This window comes from Haloferax sp. Atlit-4N (assembly GCF_003383025.1).
GTDB classification, from domain to species: Archaea; Halobacteriota; Halobacteria; order Halobacteriales; family Haloferacaceae; genus Haloferax; species Haloferax gibbonsii.
Map to the genome: position 1 here is coordinate 223,465 of NZ_PSYY01000003.1, position 23,825 is coordinate 247,289.

Annotated in this window: 23 protein-coding genes; 18 read left to right on the forward strand and 5 right to left on the reverse strand. The window is 66.4% G+C overall.

The annotated features are described in order from the left end of the window. Positions 1–637: 637 nt before the first annotated feature. From C5C07_RS16470 to C5C07_RS16515, 10 genes are all read left to right on the forward strand, one after another. Entirely contained in the window at positions 638–2,383 is a 1,746-nt protein-coding gene (locus C5C07_RS16470) for an ABC transporter substrate-binding protein (protein ID WP_115805585.1), read from the forward strand. After that, on the forward strand, positions 2,380–3,411 hold the full coding sequence (locus C5C07_RS16475) for an ABC transporter permease (protein ID WP_008096974.1): 1,032 nt from the start codon (positions 2,380–2,382) through the stop codon (positions 3,409–3,411). The genes C5C07_RS16470 and C5C07_RS16475 overlap by 4 nt, the downstream gene beginning before the upstream one ends. Continuing rightward, entirely contained in the window at positions 3,408–4,307 is a 900-nt protein-coding gene (locus C5C07_RS16480; protein ID WP_004972091.1) for an ABC transporter permease, read from the forward strand. Before C5C07_RS16475 ends, C5C07_RS16480 begins: the two co-directional genes overlap by 4 nt. Then, positions 4,304–5,416 carry an ABC transporter ATP-binding protein gene (locus C5C07_RS16485; protein WP_115805586.1) on the forward strand — a complete coding sequence of 371 codons (1,113 nt, stop codon included), beginning with the start codon at positions 4,304–4,306 and terminating at the stop codon, positions 5,414–5,416. The genes C5C07_RS16480 and C5C07_RS16485 overlap by 4 nt, the downstream gene beginning before the upstream one ends. Next, entirely contained in the window at positions 5,409–6,482 is a 1,074-nt protein-coding gene (locus C5C07_RS16490; protein ID WP_008096977.1) for an ABC transporter ATP-binding protein, read from the forward strand. Before C5C07_RS16485 ends, C5C07_RS16490 begins: the two co-directional genes overlap by 8 nt. After that, positions 6,479–7,570: a DUF917 domain-containing protein gene (locus tag C5C07_RS16495; RefSeq protein WP_008096978.1), complete on the forward strand. Its 1,092-nt coding sequence runs from the start codon at positions 6,479–6,481 to the stop codon at positions 7,568–7,570. The genes C5C07_RS16490 and C5C07_RS16495 overlap by 4 nt, the downstream gene beginning before the upstream one ends. After that, positions 7,563–9,107, forward strand: coding sequence for a hydantoinase/oxoprolinase N-terminal domain-containing protein (locus tag C5C07_RS16500; protein WP_115805587.1), 1,545 nt, complete (start codon positions 7,563–7,565; stop codon positions 9,105–9,107). Before C5C07_RS16495 ends, C5C07_RS16500 begins: the two co-directional genes overlap by 8 nt. After that, positions 9,107–10,195, forward strand: coding sequence for a DUF917 domain-containing protein (locus C5C07_RS16505; RefSeq protein WP_049968705.1), 1,089 nt, complete (start codon positions 9,107–9,109; stop codon positions 10,193–10,195). The genes C5C07_RS16500 and C5C07_RS16505 overlap by 1 nt, the downstream gene beginning before the upstream one ends. After that, on the forward strand, positions 10,192–11,307 hold the full coding sequence (locus tag C5C07_RS16510) for a DUF917 domain-containing protein (protein ID WP_115805588.1): 1,116 nt from the start codon (positions 10,192–10,194) through the stop codon (positions 11,305–11,307). The genes C5C07_RS16505 and C5C07_RS16510 overlap by 4 nt, the downstream gene beginning before the upstream one ends. 205 nt (positions 11,308–11,512) lie before the next feature. After that, positions 11,513–12,043 (forward strand): Lrp/AsnC family transcriptional regulator, encoded by a 531-nt coding sequence (locus C5C07_RS16515; protein WP_007274222.1) that lies wholly within the window; start codon positions 11,513–11,515, stop codon positions 12,041–12,043. 32 nt (positions 12,044–12,075) lie between these two features. On the opposite strand, the gene C5C07_RS16520 is transcribed toward C5C07_RS16515, so the two are convergent. Beyond that, complete coding sequence (locus C5C07_RS16520) at positions 12,076–13,386, reverse strand: aspartate aminotransferase family protein (protein WP_008096995.1); 1,311 nt, start codon at positions 13,384–13,386, stop codon at positions 12,076–12,078. Positions 13,387–13,646: 260 nt separating this feature from the next. On the opposite strand from C5C07_RS16520, the gene C5C07_RS16525 reads away from it, so the two are divergent. Both C5C07_RS16525 and C5C07_RS16530 read left to right on the forward strand, forming a co-directional pair. Continuing rightward, positions 13,647–15,026: an NAD-dependent succinate-semialdehyde dehydrogenase gene (locus tag C5C07_RS16525; protein ID WP_115805589.1), complete on the forward strand. Its 1,380-nt coding sequence runs from the start codon at positions 13,647–13,649 to the stop codon at positions 15,024–15,026. A 260-nt stretch (positions 15,027–15,286) separates the two neighbouring features. Beyond that, positions 15,287–16,699: an APC family permease gene (locus tag C5C07_RS16530; RefSeq protein WP_115805590.1), complete on the forward strand. Its 1,413-nt coding sequence runs from the start codon at positions 15,287–15,289 to the stop codon at positions 16,697–16,699. A 57-nt stretch (positions 16,700–16,756) separates the two neighbouring features. Here the strand turns inward: C5C07_RS16530 and C5C07_RS16535 are convergent, their stop codons facing one another. The 4 genes from C5C07_RS16535 to C5C07_RS16550 all read right to left on the reverse strand — a co-directional run bounded on the left by C5C07_RS16535 (position 16,757) and on the right by C5C07_RS16550 (position 18,760). Continuing rightward, the gene (locus C5C07_RS16535; protein ID WP_008096998.1) at positions 16,757–17,251 is read right to left on the reverse strand and encodes an Lrp/AsnC family transcriptional regulator; all 495 of its coding nucleotides are present in this window, start codon (positions 17,249–17,251) and stop codon (positions 16,757–16,759) included. Positions 17,252–17,376: 125 nt separating this feature from the next. Further along, the gene (locus C5C07_RS16540) at positions 17,377–17,718 is read right to left on the reverse strand and encodes a ferredoxin (RefSeq protein WP_049968708.1); all 342 of its coding nucleotides are present in this window, start codon (positions 17,716–17,718) and stop codon (positions 17,377–17,379) included. After that, complete coding sequence (locus C5C07_RS16545; protein ID WP_115805591.1) at positions 17,718–18,572, reverse strand: CbtA family protein; 855 nt, start codon at positions 18,570–18,572, stop codon at positions 17,718–17,720. Before C5C07_RS16545 ends, C5C07_RS16540 begins: the two co-directional genes overlap by 1 nt. A gap of 2 nt (positions 18,573–18,574) precedes the next feature. Further along, positions 18,575–18,760: a CbtB domain-containing protein gene (locus C5C07_RS16550; protein WP_008097001.1), complete on the reverse strand. Its 186-nt coding sequence runs from the start codon at positions 18,758–18,760 to the stop codon at positions 18,575–18,577. A 170-nt stretch (positions 18,761–18,930) separates the two neighbouring features. Between C5C07_RS16550 and cbiT the strand changes: the two genes are divergently transcribed. Genes cbiT through cobJ form a run of 6 tightly spaced genes read left to right on the forward strand, consistent with a single transcriptional unit; the run spans position 18,931 to position 23,825 of the window. After that, a complete protein-coding gene (gene cbiT / locus C5C07_RS16555; RefSeq protein WP_049968710.1) occupies positions 18,931–19,485 on the forward strand; it encodes a precorrin-6Y C5,15-methyltransferase (decarboxylating) subunit CbiT in 555 nt (184 codons plus the stop codon). Then, complete coding sequence (locus C5C07_RS16560) at positions 19,482–20,189, forward strand: cobalt-factor II C(20)-methyltransferase (RefSeq protein WP_049968711.1); 708 nt, start codon at positions 19,482–19,484, stop codon at positions 20,187–20,189. The genes cbiT and C5C07_RS16560 overlap by 4 nt, the downstream gene beginning before the upstream one ends. Beyond that, a complete protein-coding gene (gene cobM, locus C5C07_RS16565) occupies positions 20,186–21,022 on the forward strand; it encodes a precorrin-4 C(11)-methyltransferase (RefSeq protein ID WP_008097005.1) in 837 nt (278 codons plus the stop codon). The genes C5C07_RS16560 and cobM overlap by 4 nt, the downstream gene beginning before the upstream one ends. Beyond that, entirely contained in the window at positions 21,019–21,987 is a 969-nt protein-coding gene (cbiG, locus tag C5C07_RS16570; RefSeq protein WP_049968712.1) for a cobalt-precorrin 5A hydrolase, read from the forward strand. The genes cobM and cbiG overlap by 4 nt, the downstream gene beginning before the upstream one ends. Beyond that, positions 21,984–22,841 (forward strand): precorrin-3B C(17)-methyltransferase, encoded by an 858-nt coding sequence (locus C5C07_RS16575; protein WP_049968713.1) that lies wholly within the window; start codon positions 21,984–21,986, stop codon positions 22,839–22,841. Before cbiG ends, C5C07_RS16575 begins: the two co-directional genes overlap by 4 nt. A gap of 3 nt (positions 22,842–22,844) precedes the next feature. Beyond that, entirely contained in the window at positions 22,845–23,825 is a 981-nt protein-coding gene (gene cobJ, locus C5C07_RS16580) for a precorrin-3B C(17)-methyltransferase (RefSeq protein WP_049968714.1), read from the forward strand.

The window sequence follows — 23,825 nt, forward strand, 5'->3', positions numbered from 1 at the left end:
AAAACCACTTCTGGGAGGTGGAATGGGGCGAACCGGTCAGTCGCAACCAAGCCGGAGACACGGTTCGGAGCAGCGTCCAGAGAGGAAGAATAGGCCAGTAGGAAAGGTTATACTTTTAAGAAAAGATAGATTTCCCGACAGTGGAGTCCGCCAGATAATAGACGAGGAAACTAATATAAACTCGGTTTCCCACCCTATATGTCTAAAAATATTATCTAACCTAGAGTATTAAATTTTTATAAACATATAGATGAGGCCCCAAAAGCGACTGACTGAGAGCAATCAAATACCAATATAAAATTGCTTTCTGATAGTAGTTCACGGTTGAACGACCGACAACCGTATAGCCGGGAACGGACTCTCGTCGCAGTAGCGGGGGGAGATCGGGCGCGAGCGGCGAACGAGCGCCAGCGGGTGGGAAACTACTCTTCCAGTCGTCCACGACAGTCGGCGAAGTGCTGCGGATGGTTGCGCCGTCTGTCGATTGCAGAGACGTGACCGGTCGTGTGGCAGACTACAGGCAGCCATATTGTTCCATATTGTTCACTTCGTATTCCGTTTTGAGCTTAGAATATCGTTTTAGGTTACTATACGGTATCTTTATGTGCCATTGCAACTCTGTGAGAATGAGTAACGTATGTCGAGAAAGAACATCACACAGACGCGGTCGCAGGTGGGGTCGAAATCGGAGTCAATCCGCGCTCGGTTCGGAGACGCGGCGAGTCGTCGGAACTTCCTCAAGGTTCTCGGGACGGCCGGCATCGCCGGTCTCGCCGGCTGTTCCGGGGGCGGTGAGAGCTACAACGGTGAAGAGCAGACGACGGCCTCGGGCGGCGACGGCGAGGGGACGGGGACGGAGACGACATCCGGCGGTGACTCGAGTAGTTCGACACTCCGCATGAGCGCGACCCAGCGCTTCGGGACCGTCGACCCCGCGAAGGGGACGGACTACACGCAGGTGCTCGCGTTGGTCAACCTCTACGACCCGCTCGTGTTCCCCGACACGGAGGGGAACCTACAGGGACACCTCGCCGAGGACTGGACCGTCTCGGACGACAACCGGACCTACACGTTCACGCTCCGCGAGGGCGCGACATTCCACAGCGGCAACCCCGTCACGGCGGAGGACGTGCAGTTCTCTGCCGAGCGGTTCCTCGATATCAACCAGGGCTACTCGTCGCTGCTCGGTAACGTGCTCTCGAAGGAGAACGTGACCGTCGAGGACGAGCGGACCGTGTCGTTCACGCTCGACCGCGTCCACTCGCCGTTCCTCGCGACGCTCGTGTTACTGTTCGTCGTCGACAAACAGCAGGTCCTCGACAACGCCGAGGACGGCGACTTCGGCGACCGCGGCGACTACGCCCAGTCGTTCCTCAACGACAACGACGCCGGCTCCGGCCCGTACGAGCTCGCGGGCTTCGAGCGGCAGGCCCAGATCTCGTTCAGCCGCTACGCGGACTACTGGGGCTCGTTCAAAGACGGCGCGTACGACAACGTCGTCGTCCAGATCATCACCAACGACCCGACGGTTCGCTCGCTGATGAAGACGGGCGAACTCGACATGTCGAGCCAGTACCAAAGCGAGGAGACCTACGAGGCCCTCGCGGCCGAAGACGACATCCGCGTCGAGTCGGTCCCGACGGTGACGACGTTCTACTTCAAAATCAACACCCAGAAGGCACCGACCGACGACCCCGCCGTCCGCGAGGCGATGGCCTACGGCTTCGACTACGAGACGGCGCGTAACGAAATCGCGCCGGGGTCGCTCCCCGCGCAGGGGCCGCTCCCGACGTCGTTCGGCGTCCACAACGACGACATCGTCCAGCCGACCTACGACCCCGAGAAGGCGCGGCAGATTCTCGCCGACGCCGGCTACGAGGAGGGCGACATCACCGTCCAGAACACCTACGTGAAGGACTACGGCCTCGAAGAGAAGATGGGCCTGCTCTTCCAGCAGAACATGGACGAAATCGGCATCAACGTCGAGTTGAACCCCCAGACGTGGGGAACGATGACCGAACTCGCGACGAGCGTCGAGGGGACGCCGCACATCAACCAGGTGTTCTACGGTCCGGTGTACCCCTCGCCGGACACGGTGTTCTACAACCAGTACCACTCTGAAGCCGCCTCGACGTGGATGAGCATGGAACACCTCGAAGACGAGGCGGTCGACTCCCTCATCGACGAAGCGCGCTCGACGGTCGACGCCGACGCCCGCGCCGAACTGTACGCCGAGGTGCAAGAGCGCATCGCGAACCAGTTCCCCGCCCTGTTCATCTTCGTCCAGTCGAAGAAGCACGCCTTCGCGGACGACGTGAAGGGCTACACGTTCCGGCCGTCGATGAGTTTCGACTACTGGTTCCCCGACTTCTACCAAGAATGAAGTACTGGCAGTACCTCGTGCGCCGGCTCGCGGGCATCCTCGTGAGTCTCATCGGCCTGTCGATAATCATCTTCACCACGTCACGAGTGCTCCCCGGGAACCCCGCGCGGATGGCCCTCGGCGCGCTCGCATCCGAAGAACAGGTGCAGGCGCTCGCCGCCGAGATGGGACTGAACAAGCCGATTCCCCTGCAGTACCTCGACTACATGCGAGGGCTGCTCGTCGGCGACCTCGGGACGAGCCTCGAGACCAAGCGCGCGGTCAGCACCGACATCGTCTACTACCTGCCGGCGACGCTCGAACTCATCACGGTGTCGATGTTCCTCACCGTCGTCATCGGGATTCCGCTCGGCGTCATCGCCGCGCAGAACAAAGACGGGCTCACCGACAACGCGACGCGGCTCGTCGCGTTCTTCAGCGTGAGCGTACCCGGCTTCTTCATCGCAATCATGTTCCAGTTGCTGTTCGGCTACCTGCTCGAATGGCTCCCCATCACGGGGCGGCTCGGCTCGGAGTTCGGCTCGGGCGTCTCGCGGTTCACGGGCTTCCTGCTCGTGGACACCCTGCTGTCCGGGAACCTCGCGGCCCACGTCGACGCGTGGGCGCACATCATCCTCCCGGCGCTCGCGCTCTCGCTCGCCGGTATCGGACAGGTGATGCGCATCACTCGGTCGAGCATGATAGACGTGAAAGACCAGGACTACGTCGAGGCCGAACGCGGCTTCGGCCTCCCCTCGTGGCTCGTCACGTACAAGTACACGCTCAAGAACGCGTTCATTCCGACGCTCACGATTCTGGGGCTGTTGTACGCCTCGCTTCTGGGGAACGCGTTCCTCATCGAACTCGTCTACTCGTGGCCCGGTCTCGCGTCCTACGGCGTCACCGCGGTGCTGAACAACGACTTCAACGCCGTCGTCGGCGTCACGATGACCATCGGCGTCGCGTTCGTGAGCATCAACTTCCTCGTCGACGTGCTGCTGGGTCGCGTTGACCCGCGCATCAGACTGGCGATGGAGGAGGCGACATGAGCGCCGAGTCCGCGGGCGTCCTCGACCGGTTCGTCTCGGCCGAGCGCCGCGAACTCTGGCAGCGGTCGTGGAAGCGCTTTACGAGCAGGCCGATGAGCGTCATCGGTCTCGGAATCATCATCGCCATCATCTTGCTCGCCGTCTTCGCGCCCGTCGTCGCGCCGTACCCCGAACACGCCGGGAAGTTCACCGACTTCTCGAACACGCTCCAGCCGCCGAGCCTCGACCACCCGCTGGGGACCGACCACGTCGGCCGCGACGTGCTCTCGCGAATCCTCTTCGGCTACCGGCTGTCGCTCATGCTCGTAGGCGTCGTCCTCGGCTTCGGCGTCCCCGTGGGCGTGCTGCTCGGCCTCGTCGCCGGCTACTACGGCGGCTGGACTGAGACGATTATCATGCGGGCGACCGACACGGCGCTCGCCTTACCGCCGCTCGTGATGGCGTTGGCCATCACCTCGGCCTTAGAGCCGACGCTGACGAACGCGATGATAGCTATCGCGGCGCTGTGGTGGACGTGGCACGCCCGCCTCGTCCAGAGTATCGTCGCCAGCGAGCGCGGCGAGGAGTACGTGCAGGCCGCGAAGCTCGCCGGCGCGAGCACCCCGCACATACTCTTCCGGGAGATTCTCCCGAACACGCTGTCACCGATTCTGGTCAAGGTGACCCTCGACGCGGGCTTCGTCATCCTCATCGGCGCGGGCCTGTCGTTCATCGGCGTCGGCGTCCAGCCGCCCCAGCCCGGCCTCGGGACGATGGTCAGCCAAGGAACGTCCTACCTGCCCGACTCGTGGTGGGTAAGCGTCTTCGCCGGGCTCGCCATCTTCGTCCTCGTGATGGGGTTCAACATGCTCGGCGACGGGCTGCGTGACCTCTTCGACGTGGAGGTGAACCGATGAAACTCGACGAGCCGGTCGCCGAGAACCCGCTTTTGACCGTCGAGGACCTCGAAGTCGGCTTCGAGTCGTTCGACGGCTTCGCGGAGGTCATCGACGGCGTCAACCTCTCTATCGGCAAGGGCGAGGTCGTCACCATCGCCGGCGAGACCGGCTGCGGCAAGTCGGTGACGATGAAGTCCATCCTCCGCCTGCTCAACCAGCCGCCCGCCCGCGTCAGCGGCGAAATCACGTTCGACGGGACGGAGCTGCTGTCGCTTTCGGACCGCGAGTTCGAGCGCGTCAAGGGCCAGCGGATGAGCCTCGTCTTCCAGGACCCGATGTCGAGCCTGAACCCGACGTTCACCATCGGGGAACAGCTCACCGACACCGCGCAGTTCGGCGGCGACAGCGACACGGGCGTCGTGGAGTTCTTCCGCCGCCGCTTCAGCGGCGAGCGCGACGAGGCGCGCGAGCGCGTCTTGGAGATGCTCCGCGAGGTTCAGATGCCGGACCCCGAGAACATCATGGACTCGTACCCGTCGCAGCTGTCCGGCGGGATGCGTCAGCGCGCGCTCATCGCGCAGGCCCTGCTGAACGAGCCGGACCTGCTCATCGCCGACGAAATCGGTACCGCGCTGGACGTGACGATTCACGACCAGATTCTCGACCTGCTGAAGGACCTCATCGAGAACCACGACCTGAGCGTCCTGATGATCACCCACAACCTCGGCGTCGCTCGACAGGTGAGCGACCGCGTGTACGTCATGTACGGCGGCCGCATCGTCGAAACCGCGCCGACAGACGAGCTGTTCGAGAATCCGAAACACCCCTACACGCAGGGGCTCATCGCGTCGATTCCGCGCCTGACGGGCGACGAGATGGCGACCGGTATCGACGGCTCGATTCCCGAGTACCTCGACCCGCCGCCGGGCTGTCGGTTCGCGCCGCGGTGTCCCTACGCCACCGCCGAGTGCGAGCAGGCCCGCCCGGAGATGTACGAGCGCGGCCCGCAGACCGGCGTCGAGTGCGTTCTCTACGACGAGGCCGTCCCGGCGTCCGAGCGGCCGACCGTCGAAGAGACCCGGAGCCACATGACCCGGCGACCGGGCAAGCAGACGGGGGGTGACTGACGTGTCCGAACCCCTGCTCGAAGTCGACGACCTCGAGAAGTACTTCCCCGTCAAAAGCGGCATCATCAAGCGCACGTCAGACTACGTGAAGGCGGTCGACGGCGTCTCGTTCGACATCGAGCGCGGCGAAACCCTCGCGCTCATCGGCGAGTCCGGGTCCGGAAAGAGCACCGTCGCGCGGACGATTATCGGCCTGACCGGCGCGACCGGCGGGACCGTCAGGTTCGACGGCGAGGACATCACGAACGCGACCGACGAGCAACTGGCTCGCCTCCGGTCGCGCGTCCAGATGGTGTTTCAGGACCCCACGTCGAGTCTGAACCCACGGCGGACTATCGGCAAGTCGCTCGCGGTCCCGCTGAAGGCCCGCGGGGTGGCGACGTCCGACCTCCGGGAGCGCGTGGTCGACCTGCTCGAACGCGTCGAGTTGAACGACGAGTACTGGAACAAGTACCCCCACGAACTCTCCGGCGGGCAGAAACAGCGGGTGAACATCGCCCGCGCGCTCGCGGTCGAGCCGGAACTGCTCTTGCTCGACGAGCCGACGAGCGCCCTCGACGTGAGCGTGCAGGCGAAGATTATCGCGCTCCTCGAGGACTTACAGGAGGAGTTCGGGCTCACCTACCTGTTCATCACCCACGACCTCTCTCTGGTCCGCAACTTCGCCGACGAGACGGCCGTGATGTACCTCGGCGAGATTCAAGAACGCGGCCCCACGGAGGAGGTCTTCCAGCGGCCGCGACACCCCTACTCGCGGGCGCTCCTCTCCGCGATTCCCGTCACGACCGACGAGGAAGAGGCGTACAAGCCGCGACACGAACCGCTCCGGGGCGAAATCCCGAGCCCGCGGGACGTTCCCACGGGCTGTCGGTTCCACACGCGGTGTCCCTACGCGACGGACGCGTGTTCGACCGACGAACCGCAGTTCGTCGCGGTCGACGCCGGACCCAGCGTCCGGTGTCACATCTACGACGAGGCGTACGCCGACGCGTTCGACGACGTGCCCGAGGTGGCCGTCGCGGCGGTCGCCGACGAGACAGTCGCATCGAACACCCACGAACCATGAAGATAACCACAGACAACATCGACGACTTCGCCACCGGCGCGACCGTCCTCGGGACCGGCGGCGGGGGCGACCCCTACATCGGGAAGCTGATGGCACAGCAGGCAATCGAAGAGCACGGCCCCGTCGACCTCATCGACCCGCGGGACGTGCCCGACGACGCGCTCGTCATCCCGAGCGCGATGCTCGGCGCACCGACCGTGATGGTCGAGAAGATGCCGAAGGGAACCGAGGCGCTGGCCGCCTTCGAGGCGCTCGAAACGCACCTCGGACAGGAGGCCTACGCGACGATGAGCATCGAGGCGGGCGGGCTGAACAGCACCGTCCCCATCGCCGTCGCCGCCGCGCTCGGGCTTCCCCTCGTGGACGCCGACGGCATGGGCCGGGCGTTCCCCGAGGTGCAGATGGTGACGCTCACGATGGGCGGCGTCAGCGCCACCCCGATGAGCATCGCCGACGAGAAGGGCAACTCGCTTCTCGTGAACACCGTCAGCAACGAGTACGCCGAGGCGTTCGCCCGCGTGACGAGCATCGAGATGGGCGGCGCGTGCATGATTGGCACCTACGCGCTCTCCGGCTCGGAGGTCCGCGAGCACGCGATTCTCGACTCGATGTCCCTCGCCCACGACATCGGCGAGGCGATTCGCACCGCCAAGCACCGCTCGCAGGACCCCGTCGAGGCGGTCCTCGACCTCACGGACGGCTACGAACTGTTCGCGGGGAAGATAACTGACGTGGAGCGCCGGACCGAAGGCGGCTTCGCGGTCGGCGAGGCGACCCTCGACGGCATCGACGACTGCGAGGGCCGGACGTTCACCCTCGACTTCCAGAACGAGAACCTCGTCGCCCGCGACTCGGAGCGCGGCGTCGTGGCGAGCACCCCCGACCTGATTACCGTCCTGGACGCCGAGACGGGCGACCCCGTCACCACCGAGCGACTCGCCTACGGCCACCGGGTGCGGGTCATCGGGATGCCGTGTTCGCCGAAGTGGCGGACCGACGAGGGACTCGACCTCGTCGGGCCGGGGTACTTCGACTACAGCATCGACTACGAACCAATCGAAACTCTCCAGCAACCCAAACATGACTGACTACCGAATCGGAATCGACGTCGGCGGCACCAACACGGACGCCGTCGTCATGGACGGCGACGACAACCTCCTCGCGAAGACGAAGACCCCAACCACGGAAGACATCACGTCGGGCATCCTCAACGCCCTCGACGTGGTCCTCGACGACAGCGGTGTCTCCGAGGACGAACTCGACTACGTGATGCTCGGCACCACCCACGCGACGAACGCCATCACGGAGCGCCGCGGCCTCAACGAGGTCGGCGTCATCCGCATCGGCGCGCCCGCGACCCAGAGCATCCGGCCGCTCTTGGAGTGGCCCGACGACCTCGCCGAGGCAATCGGCAACAACGTCGCCATCCTCGACGGCGGCCACGAGTTCGACGGCCGCCTCCTCAACGACCTCGACGAGGAGCAGGTCAGAGCGCAGGTTCGCGAGTTCGCCGACGTGGACGCCTTCGCCGTGACGAGCGTCTTCTCGCCCGTCCGCGACGACCACGAGACGCGGGTCGCCGAACTCATCCGCGAGGAGGTCGGCGACGACGTACCCATCTCCGTCTCGAACGAGATCGGGAGCGTCGGCCTGCTCGAACGTGAGAACGCGACAGCGCTCAACGCCGCGCTCACCAGCGTCGCCTCGGAGGCCGCGAACGCCTTCGTCGACGCGATGAACGAACGCGGCATCGACGCGAACCTCTACTTCGGCCAGAACGACGGGACGCTGATGAGCGTCGACTACGCCATCCGCTACCCCATCTTCACGGTCGCCAGCGGCCCCTCGAACTCGGTCCGGGGCGCGGCGTACCTCTCCGCGGTCGAAAACGGCATCATCGTCGACGTGGGCGGCACGACCACCGACGTGGGCGCGGTCACCGAGGGCTTCCCCCGCGAGAGCAGCGTCGCCGTCGAAATCGGCGAGGTGAAGACCAACTTCCGCATGCCCGACATCATCGCCATCGGCATCGGCGGCGGCTCCATCGTCTCGACCGACGACGGCGTCACCGTCGGCCCCCAGAGCGTCGGCTACAAACTGACCGAGGAGGCGAAGTGTTTCGGCGGGGAGACGCTGACCGCGACCGACCTCGAAGTCGCCGCCGGCACCATCGACATCGGCTCCGAGACGCCGGACGTCGACGGTGAAATCGTCGAGGCCGCCCGCGAGTACGTCAGAGAGCGCGTCGAGCGCGAGGTCGACCGCATGAAGACGAGCGCCGAGCCGGTCCCCGTGGTCATCGTCGGCGGCGGGAGCATCCTCGTCCCCGACGACATCGCGGGCGCGAGCGAGGTCCACAAGCCCGACCACTACGAGGTCGCGAACGCCGTCGGCGTCGCCATCGCGCAGGTCTCCGGCGAGGTCGACCGCATCTACAGCCTCGACGAGATGGACCGCGAGGAGGCCATCCAGCACGCGAAAGACGAGGCCACCGACAACGCGCTCGCCGCCGGCGCGGACGCCGACAGCGTGGACATCGTCGACGTCGAGGAGGTCCCGCTTTCGTACCTGCCCGGCAACGCGGTGCGAATCAAGGTGAAGGCCGCCGGGGCGCTCGACCACTGATGACGGTCGAAATCGGCGTCGAGGAGATAGAAGACATCGCGCTCGGCGCGACTGTCCTCGGCACCGGCGGCGGGGGCGACCCCCACGTCGGCAAACTCGTCGCGAAGCAGGCCATCGAGGAGTTCGGCCCCGTCGAACTCCTCCCCCCGGACGAACTGGACGCGGACGACTTCGTCATCCCGACCGCCCAGATGGGCGCGCCGACCGTCTCGGTCGAAAAGCTCCCGAGCGGGCGGGAGGCCGTCGCCTCGATGGAGCGAATCGAGCGCGAACTCGGGAAGACCGCCGACGCGACGATGCCGATCGAGTGCGGCGGCATCAACTCGACGTTCCCCTTCGCCGTCGCGGCCCGCCGCGGGCTTCCCGTGGTGGACGCCGACGGCATGGGACGCGCCTTCCCCGAACTCCAACACGAGACGTTCAACATCTACGGCGTCAGCGGGACGCCCGCGGCCGTCAGCGACGAGCAGGGGAGCACCTGCCTCATCGAGACGGAGGACAACGACCAGTTGGAGTGGCTGGCCCGCGGCGTCACCGTCAGGATGGGCGGCGTCGCCTACGTCTCGGACTACCCGATGACCGGGACGCAGGTCAAAGAGACCGCCATCCCCGACACGATGTCGCTCGCGAAGAACCTCGGTCGCGCGCTCCGACTCGCCGAAGACGACGCGATGAGCGCCATCCGCGAGGTGACCCGCGAGTCGATTTACGGCGAGGCGCGGTCGCTGTTCGAGGGGAAAATCGTAGACGTTCAGCGCCGCACCGAACGCGGGTTCGTCTTCGGCCACGTCGATATCGACGGCCTCGACGGCGACGAGGGCTCGACGATGCGCATCGAGTTCCAAAACGAGAATCTCGGTGCGGCGGTCGACGGGAGCTACGTGGCGACCGTCCCCGACCTCATCACCGTCCTCGACCGCGAGACGGGCGGTCCGATTCCGACCGAGAGCCTCCGGTACGGGGCGCGAGTCCGCGTGCTCGGCATCCGGACGCCCGAGATAATGCGGACGCCCGCCGCGCTCGACGTGTGGGGGCCGGCGTCGTTCGGCCTCGACGCGACCTACGAACCACTCGCGGACCACCCATGAGTTTCGACATCCCACACCTGACGGAGATAACGCTCGACGACCTCGAAGCGCTCGGCACCGGCGCGGGCATCCTCGGCACCGGCGGCGGCGGCAACCCCCGCCTCGGCCGCCTGCGACTCCAGACGCTCCTCGAAGACGACGCCTACCCCGACTCGGTCGAACTGGTCGACCCGCGGGACCTGCCGGCCGACGCCACCGTGGCGAGCGTCGGCGGGATGGGCGCGCCCACCATCAGCGTCGAGAAGTTCGCCGGCGGCGACGAGGAAGTGCAGTCGCTTCGGGCCATCGAGGAGCTTTCCGGCGAGACGGTCGACGCGCTCATCCCCGGCGAAATCGGCGGCGCGAACAGCATGGCCCCGCTGTGCGTGGCGGCGATGACCGACCTCCCCGTGGTCGACGCCGACGGCATGGGCCGGGCGTTCCCCGAGCTACAGATGGACACGTTCTTCATCTACGGGACGCCCGTGAACTACGCGGCGACGACCGACGAGCGCGGCAATCAGGTCGTCTACCGAGACATCGACTCGGCCAAGCGCCTCGAAGACCTCGCGCGGGCCATCACCGTTCAGATGGGCGGCCGCTCGGGCTACGCCTTCCCGCTCATGACCGGCGCGTTCGTCTCGGAGTACGCGGTACCCCACACCGTCTCACTCGCCACCGAACTCGGGCGGACGGTCGAACGCGCCCGCGACGCCGGCACCGACCCCGTCGACGCCGGCCGCGAACTCCTCGGCGGCGAGGAGCTGTTCGCCGGCAAAATCGTGGACGTACACCGTCGCAACCGCGACGGCTTCGCTCTCGGGAGCGTCACGCTCACCGGGTTGGACGAGGACGCGACCCTCGAAATCGAGTTCCAAAACGAGTTCCTCGTCGCGCGGGACGACGACGGCGAGCTTCTCACGACCGTCCCCGACCTCATCTGCCTCGTCGACACCGACACCGGCGCGCCGGTCATGACCGACGCCCTGCGGTACGGCCAGCGCGTCCGCGTCCTCGGCGTGCCCGCGCCCGAACTGCTCACGACGCCCGAGGCGCTCGACGTCATCGGCCCCGAAGCGTTCGGCTACGAGATCCCCTACGACCCACTCCCGCGGGACGAGACCGGGTGGTGACGACGCAGTCGCCGCAGTCCCACCGCCGTCCGAACCGCTGAATCGCCCTCGACGCCGCGTTTCGCGCGGCGTCCCGCGACCGAACTAACTCGTACCACCACCCCGCCCCGACGCGTTGACTAGCCAATTCGGCACAACTTACGTGTCGTTTTGATTCGATTACGCCACCAGCAGTTTCAAATCGCACCCCCGAATACATCCGACCATGGAAAACCCCGACCTCACGTCCGCCGACGCCCCGTCCGACCCGAACACGCCGGAGGCGGTCCTCGAAAACTACCTCGACGAGCACGACTACGAGATATTCCGCGCGCTCAACGAGAACGGCCGCATCTCAGACACGGAGCTCGCCGAGCGCGTCGGCCTCTCCCGGACCGCGGTTCGTCGCCGCCGCGAGAAGCTTCAAGAGAGCGACGTGCTCGAAATCCTCGCGGTCATCGTCCTCCAGGAGGCCGACCTCGCCGACGCGCAGGTGCTCGTCTCGTTCAACCAGCACGTCTCTTCGGACGTGCGGACCGAGTTCATCACGATGCTCATCGACGAGGGACTCGTCTACAACACGAGTTCCTGTCTCGGCGAGTACGACCTCGTCTTCAGCGCGTGGCACACCGACCTGAACGCGCTGAAGGAGTACGTCTGGGACCTCTTCGACGGTGAGGAAATCGTCGACGACTACACCATCATCCCGCTTCTGAAGACGTGGAAGGCGTGGGACAAAGAGCTGGACCGCCCCTGAATCGGTCGGTAGCGCGGGAGGGAGGACTCTTTTCAGGCCAGGTCGTCCAGCGCGACTCGGAGCGCGTCGACGGCCTCGCCGAGTTGCGCCTGCGAAATCGTCAGCGGCGGCTGGAAGCGCATGACGTTCTTGTAGTAGCCGCCGACGCCCATGACGACGTTGGACTCCTCGCGGAGGTGCTCGCCGACCGCGGCGGCGAGTTCCTTGTCGGGGGCGGGAGCGACGTGCTGCGGGCCGGTCGTCTCCGGGTCGACGAGTTCGATTCCCTGCATCAGTCCGAGGCCGCGGGCCTCGCCGACCACGTCGTAGTCCGATTCGAGCGTGGCGAGTTCGGCCGAGAGCCACTCGCCGTTCTCGCGGGCGGTGTCGATGATACCGTTCTCCAGTTCCTCGATAGTCGCCAGTGCGGCCGCGCAGGCGACGGGGTTGCCGCCGAACGTCGAGAGGTGGTCGCCGGAGCCGAACGCGTCGGCGATTTCCGCGGGGGCCGTGAACGCGCCGAGGGGCAGACCGTTGGCGATGCCCTTCGCCTGCGTCAGGATGTCCGGTTCGACCCCGAAGTGCTCGCTGGCGAACAGTTCGCCGGTGCGGCCGTAGCCGGTCTGGACCTCGTCGGCGATGAGGAGCGCGCCGTGGTCGTGGGCGATGTCCCGGACGCGCTTGAGCCACGCCTCCGAGGGGACGACGATGCCGGCCTCGCCCATGACGGGTTCGACGACGACCGCCGCGAGGTCGCCGCTGGTGTGCGAGCCGATGACCCGTTCGAGCGCGTCGGCGCAGTCCGCGCCGCAGGTGTCGCCGTCGCAGCGGGGGCAGCGGTAGGCGTACGGCGGCGCGGTGTGAGCCACGTCGTTAATCGTCGGGGCCATGTCCTGCTTGTAGGCCCTGTTGCCGGTGAGCGCGAGGCTTCCGAGGGTTCGGCCGTGGAAGCCCATCTCCAGCGAGATGACCTCCTTGGAGCCGGTGTACTTCCGGGCGAGCTTGATGGCCCCCTCGACCGCCTCAGTGCCGGAGTTACAGAAGAAGGACTTCTGGAGGTCGCCCGGCGTCACCTCGGCGATAGTCTCCGCGAGGTCGGCTACCGGCCGGTTCGGGTGGACGTACGAACAGCCGTGAACGAACTCCTCTAACTGCTCGGTCGCGGCCTCGACGACGGCCTCGTTGTTGTGTCCGACGTTCGTCACCGAGATGCCGGAGAACACGTCGAGGTACTCGTTGCCGTCGAAGTCCTCGAGGGTGCAACCGGACGCCCGCTCGACCGGGACGTTCAGCGATTTCCAAATCGGCATGAGGTAGTCGTCGTACGCCGCCTCGACCGACGAGTTCGTCTCCCGTTCTCTCATGAACACAAAGTCTAAACTGAATCCTAATAAATTATTCTGTATGGGATAAAGTTCAAGTCTACTCGTCGGCTTCGGTCACGAAACGGTCGCCGCGGAACTCGAACGTGGCTGGATACCTCGTACTCGACTCCGTTCGCCACCGAGGACGTGTTGAACACAGTCCAAATAAGCCCACTCTACTGGAACATTTATCAATATCTGGGACGACAGTCGGGGCAAGCGGGAGTCGCGAGCGACCGCCGCGCTCCCGAGAGCCGACCATGAAATCCATCAACCCCGCAACCGAGGAAGTCATCGAGACGCACGAGGAACACGACGAGGCGACGGTCGACGCGCGCTTGGACGCCGCGTGGGACCGGTTCGAATCGTGGCGCGAGACCCCGATTTCGCGGCGCGAGAAGTTGCTCGCGTCCGCGGCCGACGTGCTGCGCGAGCACAGCGAGGAGTACGCGAGCCTGATGACAGAAGAGATGGGCAAGCCCATAGCGCAGGCGGTCTCCGAGGTCGAAAAGTGCGCGTGGGTCTGCGACTACTACGCCGAACACGCCTCGGAGTTCCTGCAGGACGAGCACATCGGCACCGTGCCAGGGTCGAAGACGTACGTCTCCTCCGAGCCCATCGGCCCGGTGCTCGCGGTGATGCCGTGGAACTTCCCGTTCTGGCAGGTGTTCCGGTTCGCGGCCCCGCACATCACCGCCGGCAACGTCGCCGTGCTCAAGCACGCGCCGAACGTCTTCGGCTGTGCCGACGCCATCGCCTCCGTCTTCGAGCGGGCGGGCTATCCCGACGACGTGTTCACCTCGCTGCAGATTCCCGCCGAGCGCGTCGCCGGCGTCATCGAAGACGACCGGGTTCGGGGCGTGAGTCTGACCGGAAGCACCCGCGCCGGGCGGGCCGTCGCGGAGACGACCGGCCGCGAACTCAAGCCGACGGTGCTCGAACTCGGCGGGAGCGACCCGTTCATCGTCCTCGACGACGCGCCGCTCGAAGCGACCGCGAAGCAGGCCGCGCGGGCACGAACCCAGAATAACGGCCAGTCGTGTATCGCCGCGAAGCGCTTCCTCGTCCACGAGGGCGTCTACGACGAGTTCGTCGAACGCTTCACGGAAGAGATGCGCGCGCTGACCGTCGGCGACCCAACGGACCCCGAGACTGATGTGGGGCCACAGGCGAGAGCAGACCTCATGGAGACGCTCCACGAACAGGTCACGGCGTCCGTCGAGGCCGGCGCGACGCTCCGACTCGGCGGCGAACCGCTCGACCGACCCGGCCACTACTATCCGCCGACGGTGCTGACCGACGTGCCCGACGGCGCGCCCGCGAGGACCGAGGAACTGTTCGGTCCCGTCGCCACCGTCATCAGGGTCGAAGACGAGAAGGACGCGGTCCGCGTGGCGAACGACACGCCCTTCGGCCTCGGCGCGAGCGTCTGGACGGCCGACGCCGAACGCGGCGAGGCGCTCACGACGAGGCTCACCGCGGGCAACGTCGCCGTCAACCACATCGTCGCGTCGGACCCGCGGGTCCCGTTCAGCGGGACGAAAAACTCGGGCTACGGGACCGAACTCTCCCGACACGGGATTCGAGAGTTCGTCAACACGAAGACGGTCTGGGTCGAGGACGCGCCCGCCGACGAGTAACCGAACAGGAACTCGGCGCGACAGCCGCGACAACACCGGCGGCGACGCCCGGAAGGCGAATCAAACCGAATCGAACGCGGACGCTTTTTTTCGATTCTGCGAGTTGACTACCATTCGAACCGCCGGCCGTTTGCCGATTTTCCGGTGAATCGTCGGCCAGTTTGTCGTTCCAGACCATGATTCTCTATTGAACTGTGTTCCTTATTTCCTCTAAAAATTGAACACAGTAAGATATATAGTGAGTAAGTTAGAATGTGGTGATGTCAATCATAACCATGACAGGAGAACTCTCACGCGTCCTCTCGAAGCGCGACGTGTTCGTGCTCGCGCTCGGGGCGATGATCGGATGGGGTTGGATCGTACAGACGGGGTACTTCATCGACCAGAGCGGCGTCACCGGCGCGATTTCGGCGTTCGTCCTCGGTGGGTTCATGGTGTTCGTCGTCTCGCTCATCTACGGCGAACTCGCCTCGGCGATGCCCTTCGTCGGCGGCGAACACGTCTACAGCATGCGGGCGTTGGGGCCGGCCGGCTCGTTCGTCTGCACGTGGGCGATAATCTTCGGCTACATCAGCGTCGTCGCGTTCGAGGCGGTGGCGCTCCCGAGCGCCCTCGCGTACATCGTCCCCGGTTTCAACGTGTTCGAACTCTGGACGGTCGCCGGCCAGCCGGTCTACGGCACGTGGGTGGCGACGGGCGTCATCGGCTCCGTGGTCATCACGTACCTCAATTACCGGGGGGTCCGCCCGGCCGCGCAGTTCCAGGCGATTCTCGCGCTCGTCATCACGCTGTCCGGCCTGACGCTCCTCCTCGGCGCGCTGTTCAACGGCACCTCGCCGTCGTCGCCGCCGCTCGCGGGAGCCGGCATCGGCGGCGTGTTCACGGTCGCCATCATGACGCCGTTCATGTTCGTCGGCTTCGACGTGATTCCGCAGGCCGCGGGCGAGGCCGACGTGTCGCCGAAGCTCCTCGGCGGGCTCATCGGCCTCTCGGTCGCCTGCGCCGCCGCGTTCTACATCGCCGTCATCTGGGCGGCCGGACAGGTCGCCACGGGCGCGACGCTCGTCGAGAGCTCGCTCCCCGCGGCGACGGCGATGGAAATCGCGTTCGACAGCGTGACCATCGGCCGCATCATGGCGCTGGCCGGCCTCGCGGGCATCCTCACGAGCTGGAACGGCTTCGTCCTCGGAGCCAGTCGCGCCATCTACGCGATGGCCGATTCGAACATGCTCCCCGAGCGGCTCGCGACGATTCACGACGACCACGACACGCCGTCGACCGCAATCGTGCTCGTCGGCGGCCTCGCGGCGCTCGCGCCCCTGTTCGGCGAGCAGATGCTCGTGTGGGTCGTCAACGCCGGGGGCCTCGGCATGGTGTCGGCGTGGTTCCTCGTCGTCGTCTCGTTCCTCGTGCTCCGGTACCGCGACCCCGACTTCGACCGGCCGTTCAAGCTCCCGGTGGGCTACGCGGTCGGCGCGCTCGGCCTGCTGCTGACGGTGTTCTTCGTCGGCCTCTACCTCCCCGGCTCGCCTTCGGCGCTGGCGTGGCCCTACGAGTGGGCGATGGTCGGCGGCTGGTGCCTGCTCGGCGTCGTCCTGCTGGCCGTCGCCGGCGGGCTTCCGACCCGGACGGAGGCCAAGGCGCACCTGAGCGCCCAGCAACTCGAAGACTAAGCCGCCTCCGGCGGTCGAAGCGCGGTGCGGTAGAATTCGGATGCGACGCGGACCGCGTTACGACACGTCGGGAAGCAGCGCGTCTTTCAGTTCTTCGAGTTCGTAGTCGTTCAGCGGGTTCGGCTCGTCCTTGATGGTCGTGATGACGAACGTCGAACTCGTCCGCGAAATCTCGTCTATCTCCTCGAACTCCGAGATGAGGTCCTCGACCATCGCGCGCGAGGCGAGGTGCGAAATCAGGACGAAGTCGGTGTCACCGAGCGTGAAATACACCTGGTTGACGCCGGGCACCTCGCCGAGTTTGTCGCCGACCTCCTTGTGGTACTCCGAGCCGTACTCGGCCCAGACCTCGGTGATGAGCGTGAGATTCAGTCCGGCCTTCTCGAAGTCGATGTCGAAGATGTCGTTCTTGATGATTCCCTGCTCTTGGAGCCGTTCGAGGCGGTAGTGAACGGTCGACTTCGGGATGCCGGTCTCCTCGGTTATCCGGTCGGGGCTCCCCGATTCGAGCGTCCCGATAGCCTTGAGGATTCGAAGGTCCTTCTCGTCCATGAACCGTAATCAGAAGTGCAACGATATTATTGTTCTGCGTCCAATCCCGGCCTCGTCACGGAGATAGCGGCAAGACGGTGGTGAGACGGGCGCGGCGCAGACGCCGGAGGTCGTCGCCGAGACGGTCAGCGATTGGGTCGAACGCCGAGGTTCGACGCGTCGGGACCGAACTCGTCGGCCAACAGCGCCGGCACGTCGTCCGGACGAACGTCGGAGTACCACCGGTTTCGCGGGTGGATGGCGACCGCGGCCCCCTCGGTGCTACAGAGCCCGAGACAGCTCGTTTCGGCGACGTGGACCCGCGACCAGAAGACGCCACGGTCGCGCAACCACGAGGTCACCGCGTCGTACACCGCCGTGCCGTCGGCCTCGGCGCAGTCGGCGTAGTCGGACTCTCGGCTGTTCGTACAGACCAGCACGTGGTCGGTAAAGCCGTGCTCGCGGACCTCGTCGGTTCGGTCGCGCATCAGTCGGCCGCGGGAGCCGCGTCCCGGCCCGCAATCGGGGTCGCCGACTCGGACTCGCCCGACGACCGGAACTGGGCGTGCGCCGCCGCGAGGACCAGCCACAAGAGGAGCTGTCCAAAGGCGAACAGTCCGGTGAGTCCGGTTTCGAGCGTCGGCGACAGCGCCCCGTGAACCGCGTTATCGGGGGCGACGACGGCGACGGCCGCGAGCAGACCGAACGGAACGACCGCACCGACGGCGGCCGCGACGAGGCCGCTCGACTCGCGCAGGCGGACGTAGGCGTAGCCGGCCGAGAGACAGGCGAGCGCCCCGGCGAGCATCATCCCGGCGTAGAGCGGGAGCCGCGTCGCCGCCGAAAGCGACTGCTCCGCGCCCGGCGCGGCCGGCGGGAGGACCAGCCACGGCGCGCCCGAGACGGTGACAAATCCTGCGAACCCCATCAGGTAGCTCTTCGCGGCGTCGGGACCGGGTATCGCCGGTTCGAGGAAGAAGAACGCGACCCCGAAGAACGCGCCGCCGAGCACGACGCCCCACAGCCCGCCGGCCGCGACGCTCACGGCCTTCGTGACCGCCATCGACACCGCGGTGTCGTGATGGCCGCCGCCTTCGCCGGCGTGGGTGCCTCCGGACTCGTGGCTGTGAGCGCCGTCGGACTCGTGGCTGTGAGTCCCCTCCGCGTCGTGGCTGTGGGCGCTCTCCGCCTCGTGGCTGTGGGCGCTCTCCTCGACGGCGGCGTGGTTCAGTTCGTCCGCGTAGGCGACGAGGGGGTTGGCGACGATGGCCATGAACAGACCGAACACCAGTCCGGCGACCAGTCCCGCCTTCACTCCCCGCGTCAGGTACTCGGCGAACATCGTCAGTGGCAGGCGATACCGGCCGCGTGGCGGAAATTGTGCAGCGAGTCGTGGACGAGCGGGTCCTGCACGAACAGGAGCGTAAAGCCCAACGCGGCGATGAAGAGGAGTCCCGCGGCCATCTGCGTGGGAGACAGTTCGGTTCGGGCGCGTTCGATTCGGCCGTTGACGGTGTTCGCCGTAGCCATGATAAACTCAGATTGATGAAAACCAAGTCCGGTTGTAAAACTTTCGAAGACAAGCCAGATTGTGTTTCGACAACTTAGATTTAATAACTCGGTGGGGCGGTTTTATGAAAGTTAATTTGCTGTACTCCAAGCACAATTGTTTTCAAACCGCGCCCGGATTGTCGAGTCGAATGTCACAGGTAACGCTCCCGCACGACGCCAAGGCGGGACCCACGAAACCGGAGGTGAGAGCGGTCACGCTCGACAAACTCGGCTTGCGGCCGACGGACCACTTCGTCGACGTCGGCTCCTGTACCGGCTCGGTCACCATCGAGGCGGCCCGGCGGGTCGAGCGCGTGACCGCCGTCGAACGGAAACCGAAGCGGCTGGACGTGACGCGGAAGAACCTCGGGGCGAACGAGTACGACGCCGACGTGACGCTCCGCGACGCGGAGGCTCCCGACGGCCTCCCGGCCGACGCCGACGCGATGTTCATCGGTGGCAGTCGAAACTTCGAGGCCGTCCTCGACCACGCCGTCGAGACCGGCGTGGACCGGGTCGTGATGAACGTTTCGCGGGTCGAGCCCGCCGGCGACGCCATCGAGGCGTTCCGCGAGCGCGACCTGCTCTCGGAGGTCGTCCAGCTGCAGGTGAGCCACGGCTACGAACTCGCCGGCGCGACGAGCTTCCGGTCGAACAACCCGGTCTACGTCGTCGTCGGCCGACGCGACGCGGAGGGGTTATGACCGTCTACGGCATCGGTCTCGGCCCCGGCGACGCCGACCTCGTGACCGTCAAGGGGAAACGCCTGCTCGAATCGGCGGCGGTGGTCTACTCGCCCGGCCGACTCTCGCGGACGGTCGCGCTGAACCACGTCCCCGAGGAGCGTATCGGCGACCTCGATTTCCCGATGACGCGCGACCCCGACGAACTCCGCCGCGCGTGGAAGGAGGCGGCCGCCGAGGTGGCCGCCCGCGCCGAGTCCGAGGACGTGGCGTTCGTGACCCTCGGCGACCCCAACGTCTACTCGACGTTCGGTCACCTCCGCCGCACCCTCGACGCGTTCCACCCCGAGGTCGACCTCGAAGTCGTCCCCGGCGTGAGCGCGATGACGGCCTTCACGACCGTGCTCGGCGTCGAAATCGAGTCCGGGACAGGGCTCGCGCTCCGCGAGGCCGCGAACGGCTCCGCGCCGACCGGCCCCGACCGCATGGTGCTGTTCAAGGTCACCGACGCGCCGACGACCCACGAGAAACTGACCGAGGCGGGCTACGACGTTCGGTTCGGCCGCCGCCTGTTCATGGAGCAAGGCGAGACGGTCGTCACCGACGACCCCGACGAACTCGCGGAGCGCGACTACTACACGCTGGCCTACGCGGAGCGCGAGGGCGTCGAGCGCGAGGTGGCGACCGCCGCGTTCGACGGCGTCGAATCGGGAGGGTCGGCGTGAGCGTCGACGGCGACGCGGACACCGGCTTCACCGACGAGGAGGGAATCCCCTTCGTCGGCGCGGGACCGGGCGACCCGGACCTGCTCACTGTCGCCGGAAGAAAACTCGTCGAGGACGCCGACCTCGTGGTTCACGCGGGGTCGCTCGTCAACAGCGAGCTCTTAGACGAGTTCTGCGCCGACGCCGAACGAGTCAACAGCGTCGGCAAGGACCTCGAAGAGCTGATTCCCCTGATGGCGGAGGCCTACGAGTCGGGCCGGACCGTCGTCCGACTCCACAGCGGCGACCCGGCGATTTACGGGGCCGCCTTGGAGCAGATGGACGCGCTGGCCGAGGCGGGCGTTCCGAGCTACCTCGTCCCCGGCGTCACCTCCGCGTTCGCCGCGAGCGCGACGCTCCGCACCCAGTTGACGCTGAACGAGGTCTCGAACCACGTCGTCTTCACTCGACCGCGGGGTCGGACGCTCTCGCCCGAGGAAGACCACATCGGCGACTTCGTCGGCTTCGGCGACACCACGGTCTGCATCTACCTCGGCACCCACGCCGTCGCCGAGACGATGGACCGACTACTGGACGAGGGCCACGACCCCGACACGCCCGTCGCGGTCGTCTACCACGCCTCGTGGCCTGACGAAGACGTTATCGAGGGGACCATCGAGACCATCGGCCAGCGGGTCGAAGACGCGGGCTACCGCGCCTCGGCGCTCGTCATCATCGGCGAGGCGGTGAACGGCTCGAACTACGAGCGGTCGTTCCTCTACGGCGACTGGGCCCGCGGCGGCGACGCGCCGAACGACGAACCCGATTCTGAAACAGAGGGGCAGACACAATGAGCGGCAACTCGACAGACTCCGAAAGCGGCCACTGTAGTACTCCCGACAGCGACGGCGAGGTCGCCGACGAAATCGCCATCGTCAGCTTCGAACGAAAGCTCGACACGGCGGAAGAAATCAAGCGCGACCTCGCGGACGACTACGACCGGATAGACGTTCTCACCTACCACGGCGACGTGTTCGCCGACCACTGGGGCGAGTACGACTGCTTCGTCGGCCTCATGGCCAGCGGCATCGCCATGCGGAAGACCGCGGGCCTCCTCGACGACAAGTGGGAGGACCCGGCGGTCGTCGTCGTCGACGAGGAACTGACGTGGGCGATTCCGCTCACCGGCGGCCACCACGGCGCGAACCAAGTCGCCTACGACCTCTCGAAACTCGGGGCCGTCCCGGCGATGACGACCGCCTCGGAGGCCGCGGGCAAACAGGGCGTCGAGAGCAAGGCGAAGGCGCTCGACTCCCACGTCGTCAACGGCGATTCGACCGTGGCGACGAACCTCGCCGTCCTCAACGACGAACTCGGCCCGGTCGCCCGACTCGACGGCCCGAAGGCGGTCCTCGTCGGCGACGACGTGACAGTCCTGAAGCGCAACGGCGACGACGGCGTCGTCCTCGGGACCGGGAGCGTCTCCGGCGCGAAGAAAGCGCAGTTCCTGACGGCGTGGGAGCGGGCGCTCGACGACGCCGACCGCGACTGGGACGACGTGGAGTTCGTCGCCACCGGCACGCGAAAGGCGGACGAACCCGGTATGCTCGACGCTGCCGAGGAAATCGGCGCGGGCGTCGTCTACTTCGAAAAGGAGACCCTCTCCGAGTTCGAGGGGCCGACGCCCTCGCGGTCGAAGGAACTCATCGGCTGGCCCGGCATCGCCGAGGCGAGCGCCATCGCCGGCGGCCGCGACCACGAACTGGTCGTCGAAAAGCGGCGCTACGACGACGCCGTGACCGTGGCGGTGGGACGATGAGCGACGGCGGCGAACCGGCGTCCGGCTCCAGCGGCCGCGACGAGGTGCCCGACGACTACGGGACGCTCTACGTCGTCGGCATCGGCCCCGGCCTCCCGGACCACATGACCCAGCGGGCGAAGGAACTCGTCTCGACCTCGGACTGCGTGGTCGCTTCGAACCTCTATCAGGAGTTCCTTCGCGACGACGGAACGCTCCCACCCGAAGAAAGCGACGAGGGGCCGGAAGTCGTCCGCTCGTCGATGGGAAAGCAGGTCGAACTGACCCGCGAGGCGTTCGGGCGCGTCCGAGACGGCGAGGACGTGGTCCACGTCTCCGGCGGCGACCCGAACGTCTACGGGAAGTCCGACCTCGTGTTCACGATGGCGGAGACGGACGAGGCGACCGACGTGCCAATCGAAATCGTCCCCGGCGTCACCGCGGCGCTCGGCGGCGCGGCCATGATGGGCGCGCCGCTGTCGAACGACTTCTGTACGGTCTCGCTGTCCGACAAGTGGCGCGGCTGGGACGAAATCGAAGAGAAACTGCGCGCGGCCGCCATCAGCGGCTTCGTCATCGTCCTGTACAACTGCTGGCGGAACTACGAACGCGCCATCGACGTGGTCCGCGAGGAGCGGGCCGACGACGTACCGGTCGGCATCTTCAACGACGCCGGCCGCGGCGAGGCGGGCCGCAATCTGGACGACGAGACGTTCTCGGTGACGACCCTCGGCGACGCGAAAGCCCACGACGACGACGTGGGCGGGATGGGAACCTCGATTCTCATCGGCACCCACGAGACCGAACCCTGGAGCAACGACTACGAAACGTATCTCGTCACGCCCCGCGGCGGGCGCGACGTCGACGACTTCTAACGCATGAGCAAATCAGACACGGAATCCGAATCGAAGTGCGGCGGAGCGACGGCGGAATCGACTGACGCAGCCGACTCAGAATCGAGGTGTGGCGCGTCGTCCTCGAAGGGCGACGGCGACGCTGCTTCGAAGTGCGGCGGCAGTTCGGGCGGTTCGAAGAAGGGACAGACCGCCGAGAAGGTCGAAGCGACCATCGAGGACTTCGACGGCGAACCGGGGCAACTCGTCGCCGTCGGCCTCGGTCCCGGTCGCGCGAGCGAGATGACCACGCTGGCGAAAGACACCCTCCGCGAGGCCGACCACATCGTCGGCTACACGACTTACATCGAACTCCTCCCAGACGACATCGTCGAGGGCGCAGACGACATCTACTCGACGCCGATGTGCGGCGAGGTCTCTCGGACCGAGGAGGCGGTCGACCGAACGCTCGCCGGCAACGACGTGGCCATCGTCGGGAGCGGCGACCCCAACGTGTACGCGCTGGCCGGCCTCGCGCTCGAAATCCTCGAATCGAAGGGCGCGACCGCGAGCATGGTCGACTTCGACGTGGTCGCGGGCGTCCCGGCGGCGCAGTCCTGCGCGGCCCGGCTGGGCGCGCCGCTCGTCAACGACACCGTGACCATCAGCCTCTCGGACCACTTGACCTCGATGCCGACCATCGAGTCGCGCCTCCACGCGGCCGCCAAGGAGGGCTTCACCATCGCCATCTACAACCCGTGGAGCCGCAAGCGCCGGGCAAACTACGAGAAGTGCTGCGAGATTCTCCTCGAACACCGCGCGCCCGACACGCCGGTCGGCATCGTCCACGGCGCGGGCCGCGACGACGAGGAAGTCGAAATCGTCGAACTCCGCGAACTGCCCGACCTCGGCGAGACCGACCTCGTGGACATGACGACGACGCTTCTGGTCGGCAACGAGGAGACGTACGTCTGGGACGACCGGATGGTGACGCCGCGGGGCTACGAGCAGAAGTACGAGTACTGA

Coding starts and splice junctions, on each gene's coding strand:
- C5C07_RS16470 (WP_115805585.1), top strand. CDS start 638: ATGTCGAGAAAGAACATCACACAGACGCGGTCGCAGGTGGGGTCGAAA.
- C5C07_RS16475 (WP_008096974.1), top strand. CDS start 2,380: ATGAAGTACTGGCAGTACCTCGTGCGCCGGCTCGCGGGCATCCTCGTG.
- C5C07_RS16480 (WP_004972091.1), top strand. CDS start 3,408: ATGAGCGCCGAGTCCGCGGGCGTCCTCGACCGGTTCGTCTCGGCCGAG.
- C5C07_RS16485 (WP_115805586.1), top strand. CDS start 4,304: ATGAAACTCGACGAGCCGGTCGCCGAGAACCCGCTTTTGACCGTCGAG.
- C5C07_RS16495 (WP_008096978.1), top strand. CDS start 6,479: ATGAAGATAACCACAGACAACATCGACGACTTCGCCACCGGCGCGACC.
- C5C07_RS16500 (WP_115805587.1), top strand. CDS start 7,563: ATGACTGACTACCGAATCGGAATCGACGTCGGCGGCACCAACACGGAC.
- C5C07_RS16505 (WP_049968705.1), top strand. CDS start 9,107: ATGACGGTCGAAATCGGCGTCGAGGAGATAGAAGACATCGCGCTCGGC.
- C5C07_RS16510 (WP_115805588.1), top strand. CDS start 10,192: ATGAGTTTCGACATCCCACACCTGACGGAGATAACGCTCGACGACCTC.
- C5C07_RS16515 (WP_007274222.1), top strand. CDS start 11,513: ATGGAAAACCCCGACCTCACGTCCGCCGACGCCCCGTCCGACCCGAAC.
- C5C07_RS16520 (WP_008096995.1), bottom strand. CDS start 13,386: ATGAGAGAACGGGAGACGAACTCGTCGGTCGAGGCGGCGTACGACGAC.
- C5C07_RS16525 (WP_115805589.1), top strand. CDS start 13,647: ATGAAATCCATCAACCCCGCAACCGAGGAAGTCATCGAGACGCACGAG.
- C5C07_RS16530 (WP_115805590.1), top strand. CDS start 15,287: ATGTCAATCATAACCATGACAGGAGAACTCTCACGCGTCCTCTCGAAG.
- C5C07_RS16535 (WP_008096998.1), bottom strand. CDS start 17,251: ATGGACGAGAAGGACCTTCGAATCCTCAAGGCTATCGGGACGCTCGAA.
- C5C07_RS16540 (WP_049968708.1), bottom strand. CDS start 17,718: ATGCGCGACCGAACCGACGAGGTCCGCGAGCACGGCTTTACCGACCAC.
- C5C07_RS16545 (WP_115805591.1), bottom strand. CDS start 18,572: ATGTTCGCCGAGTACCTGACGCGGGGAGTGAAGGCGGGACTGGTCGCC.
- C5C07_RS16550 (WP_008097001.1), bottom strand. CDS start 18,760: ATGGCTACGGCGAACACCGTCAACGGCCGAATCGAACGCGCCCGAACC.
- cbiT (WP_049968710.1), top strand. CDS start 18,931: ATGTCACAGGTAACGCTCCCGCACGACGCCAAGGCGGGACCCACGAAA.
- C5C07_RS16560 (WP_049968711.1), top strand. CDS start 19,482: ATGACCGTCTACGGCATCGGTCTCGGCCCCGGCGACGCCGACCTCGTG.
- cbiG (WP_049968712.1), top strand. CDS start 21,019: ATGAGCGGCAACTCGACAGACTCCGAAAGCGGCCACTGTAGTACTCCC.
- C5C07_RS16575 (WP_049968713.1), top strand. CDS start 21,984: ATGAGCGACGGCGGCGAACCGGCGTCCGGCTCCAGCGGCCGCGACGAG.
- cobJ (WP_049968714.1), top strand. CDS start 22,845: ATGAGCAAATCAGACACGGAATCCGAATCGAAGTGCGGCGGAGCGACG.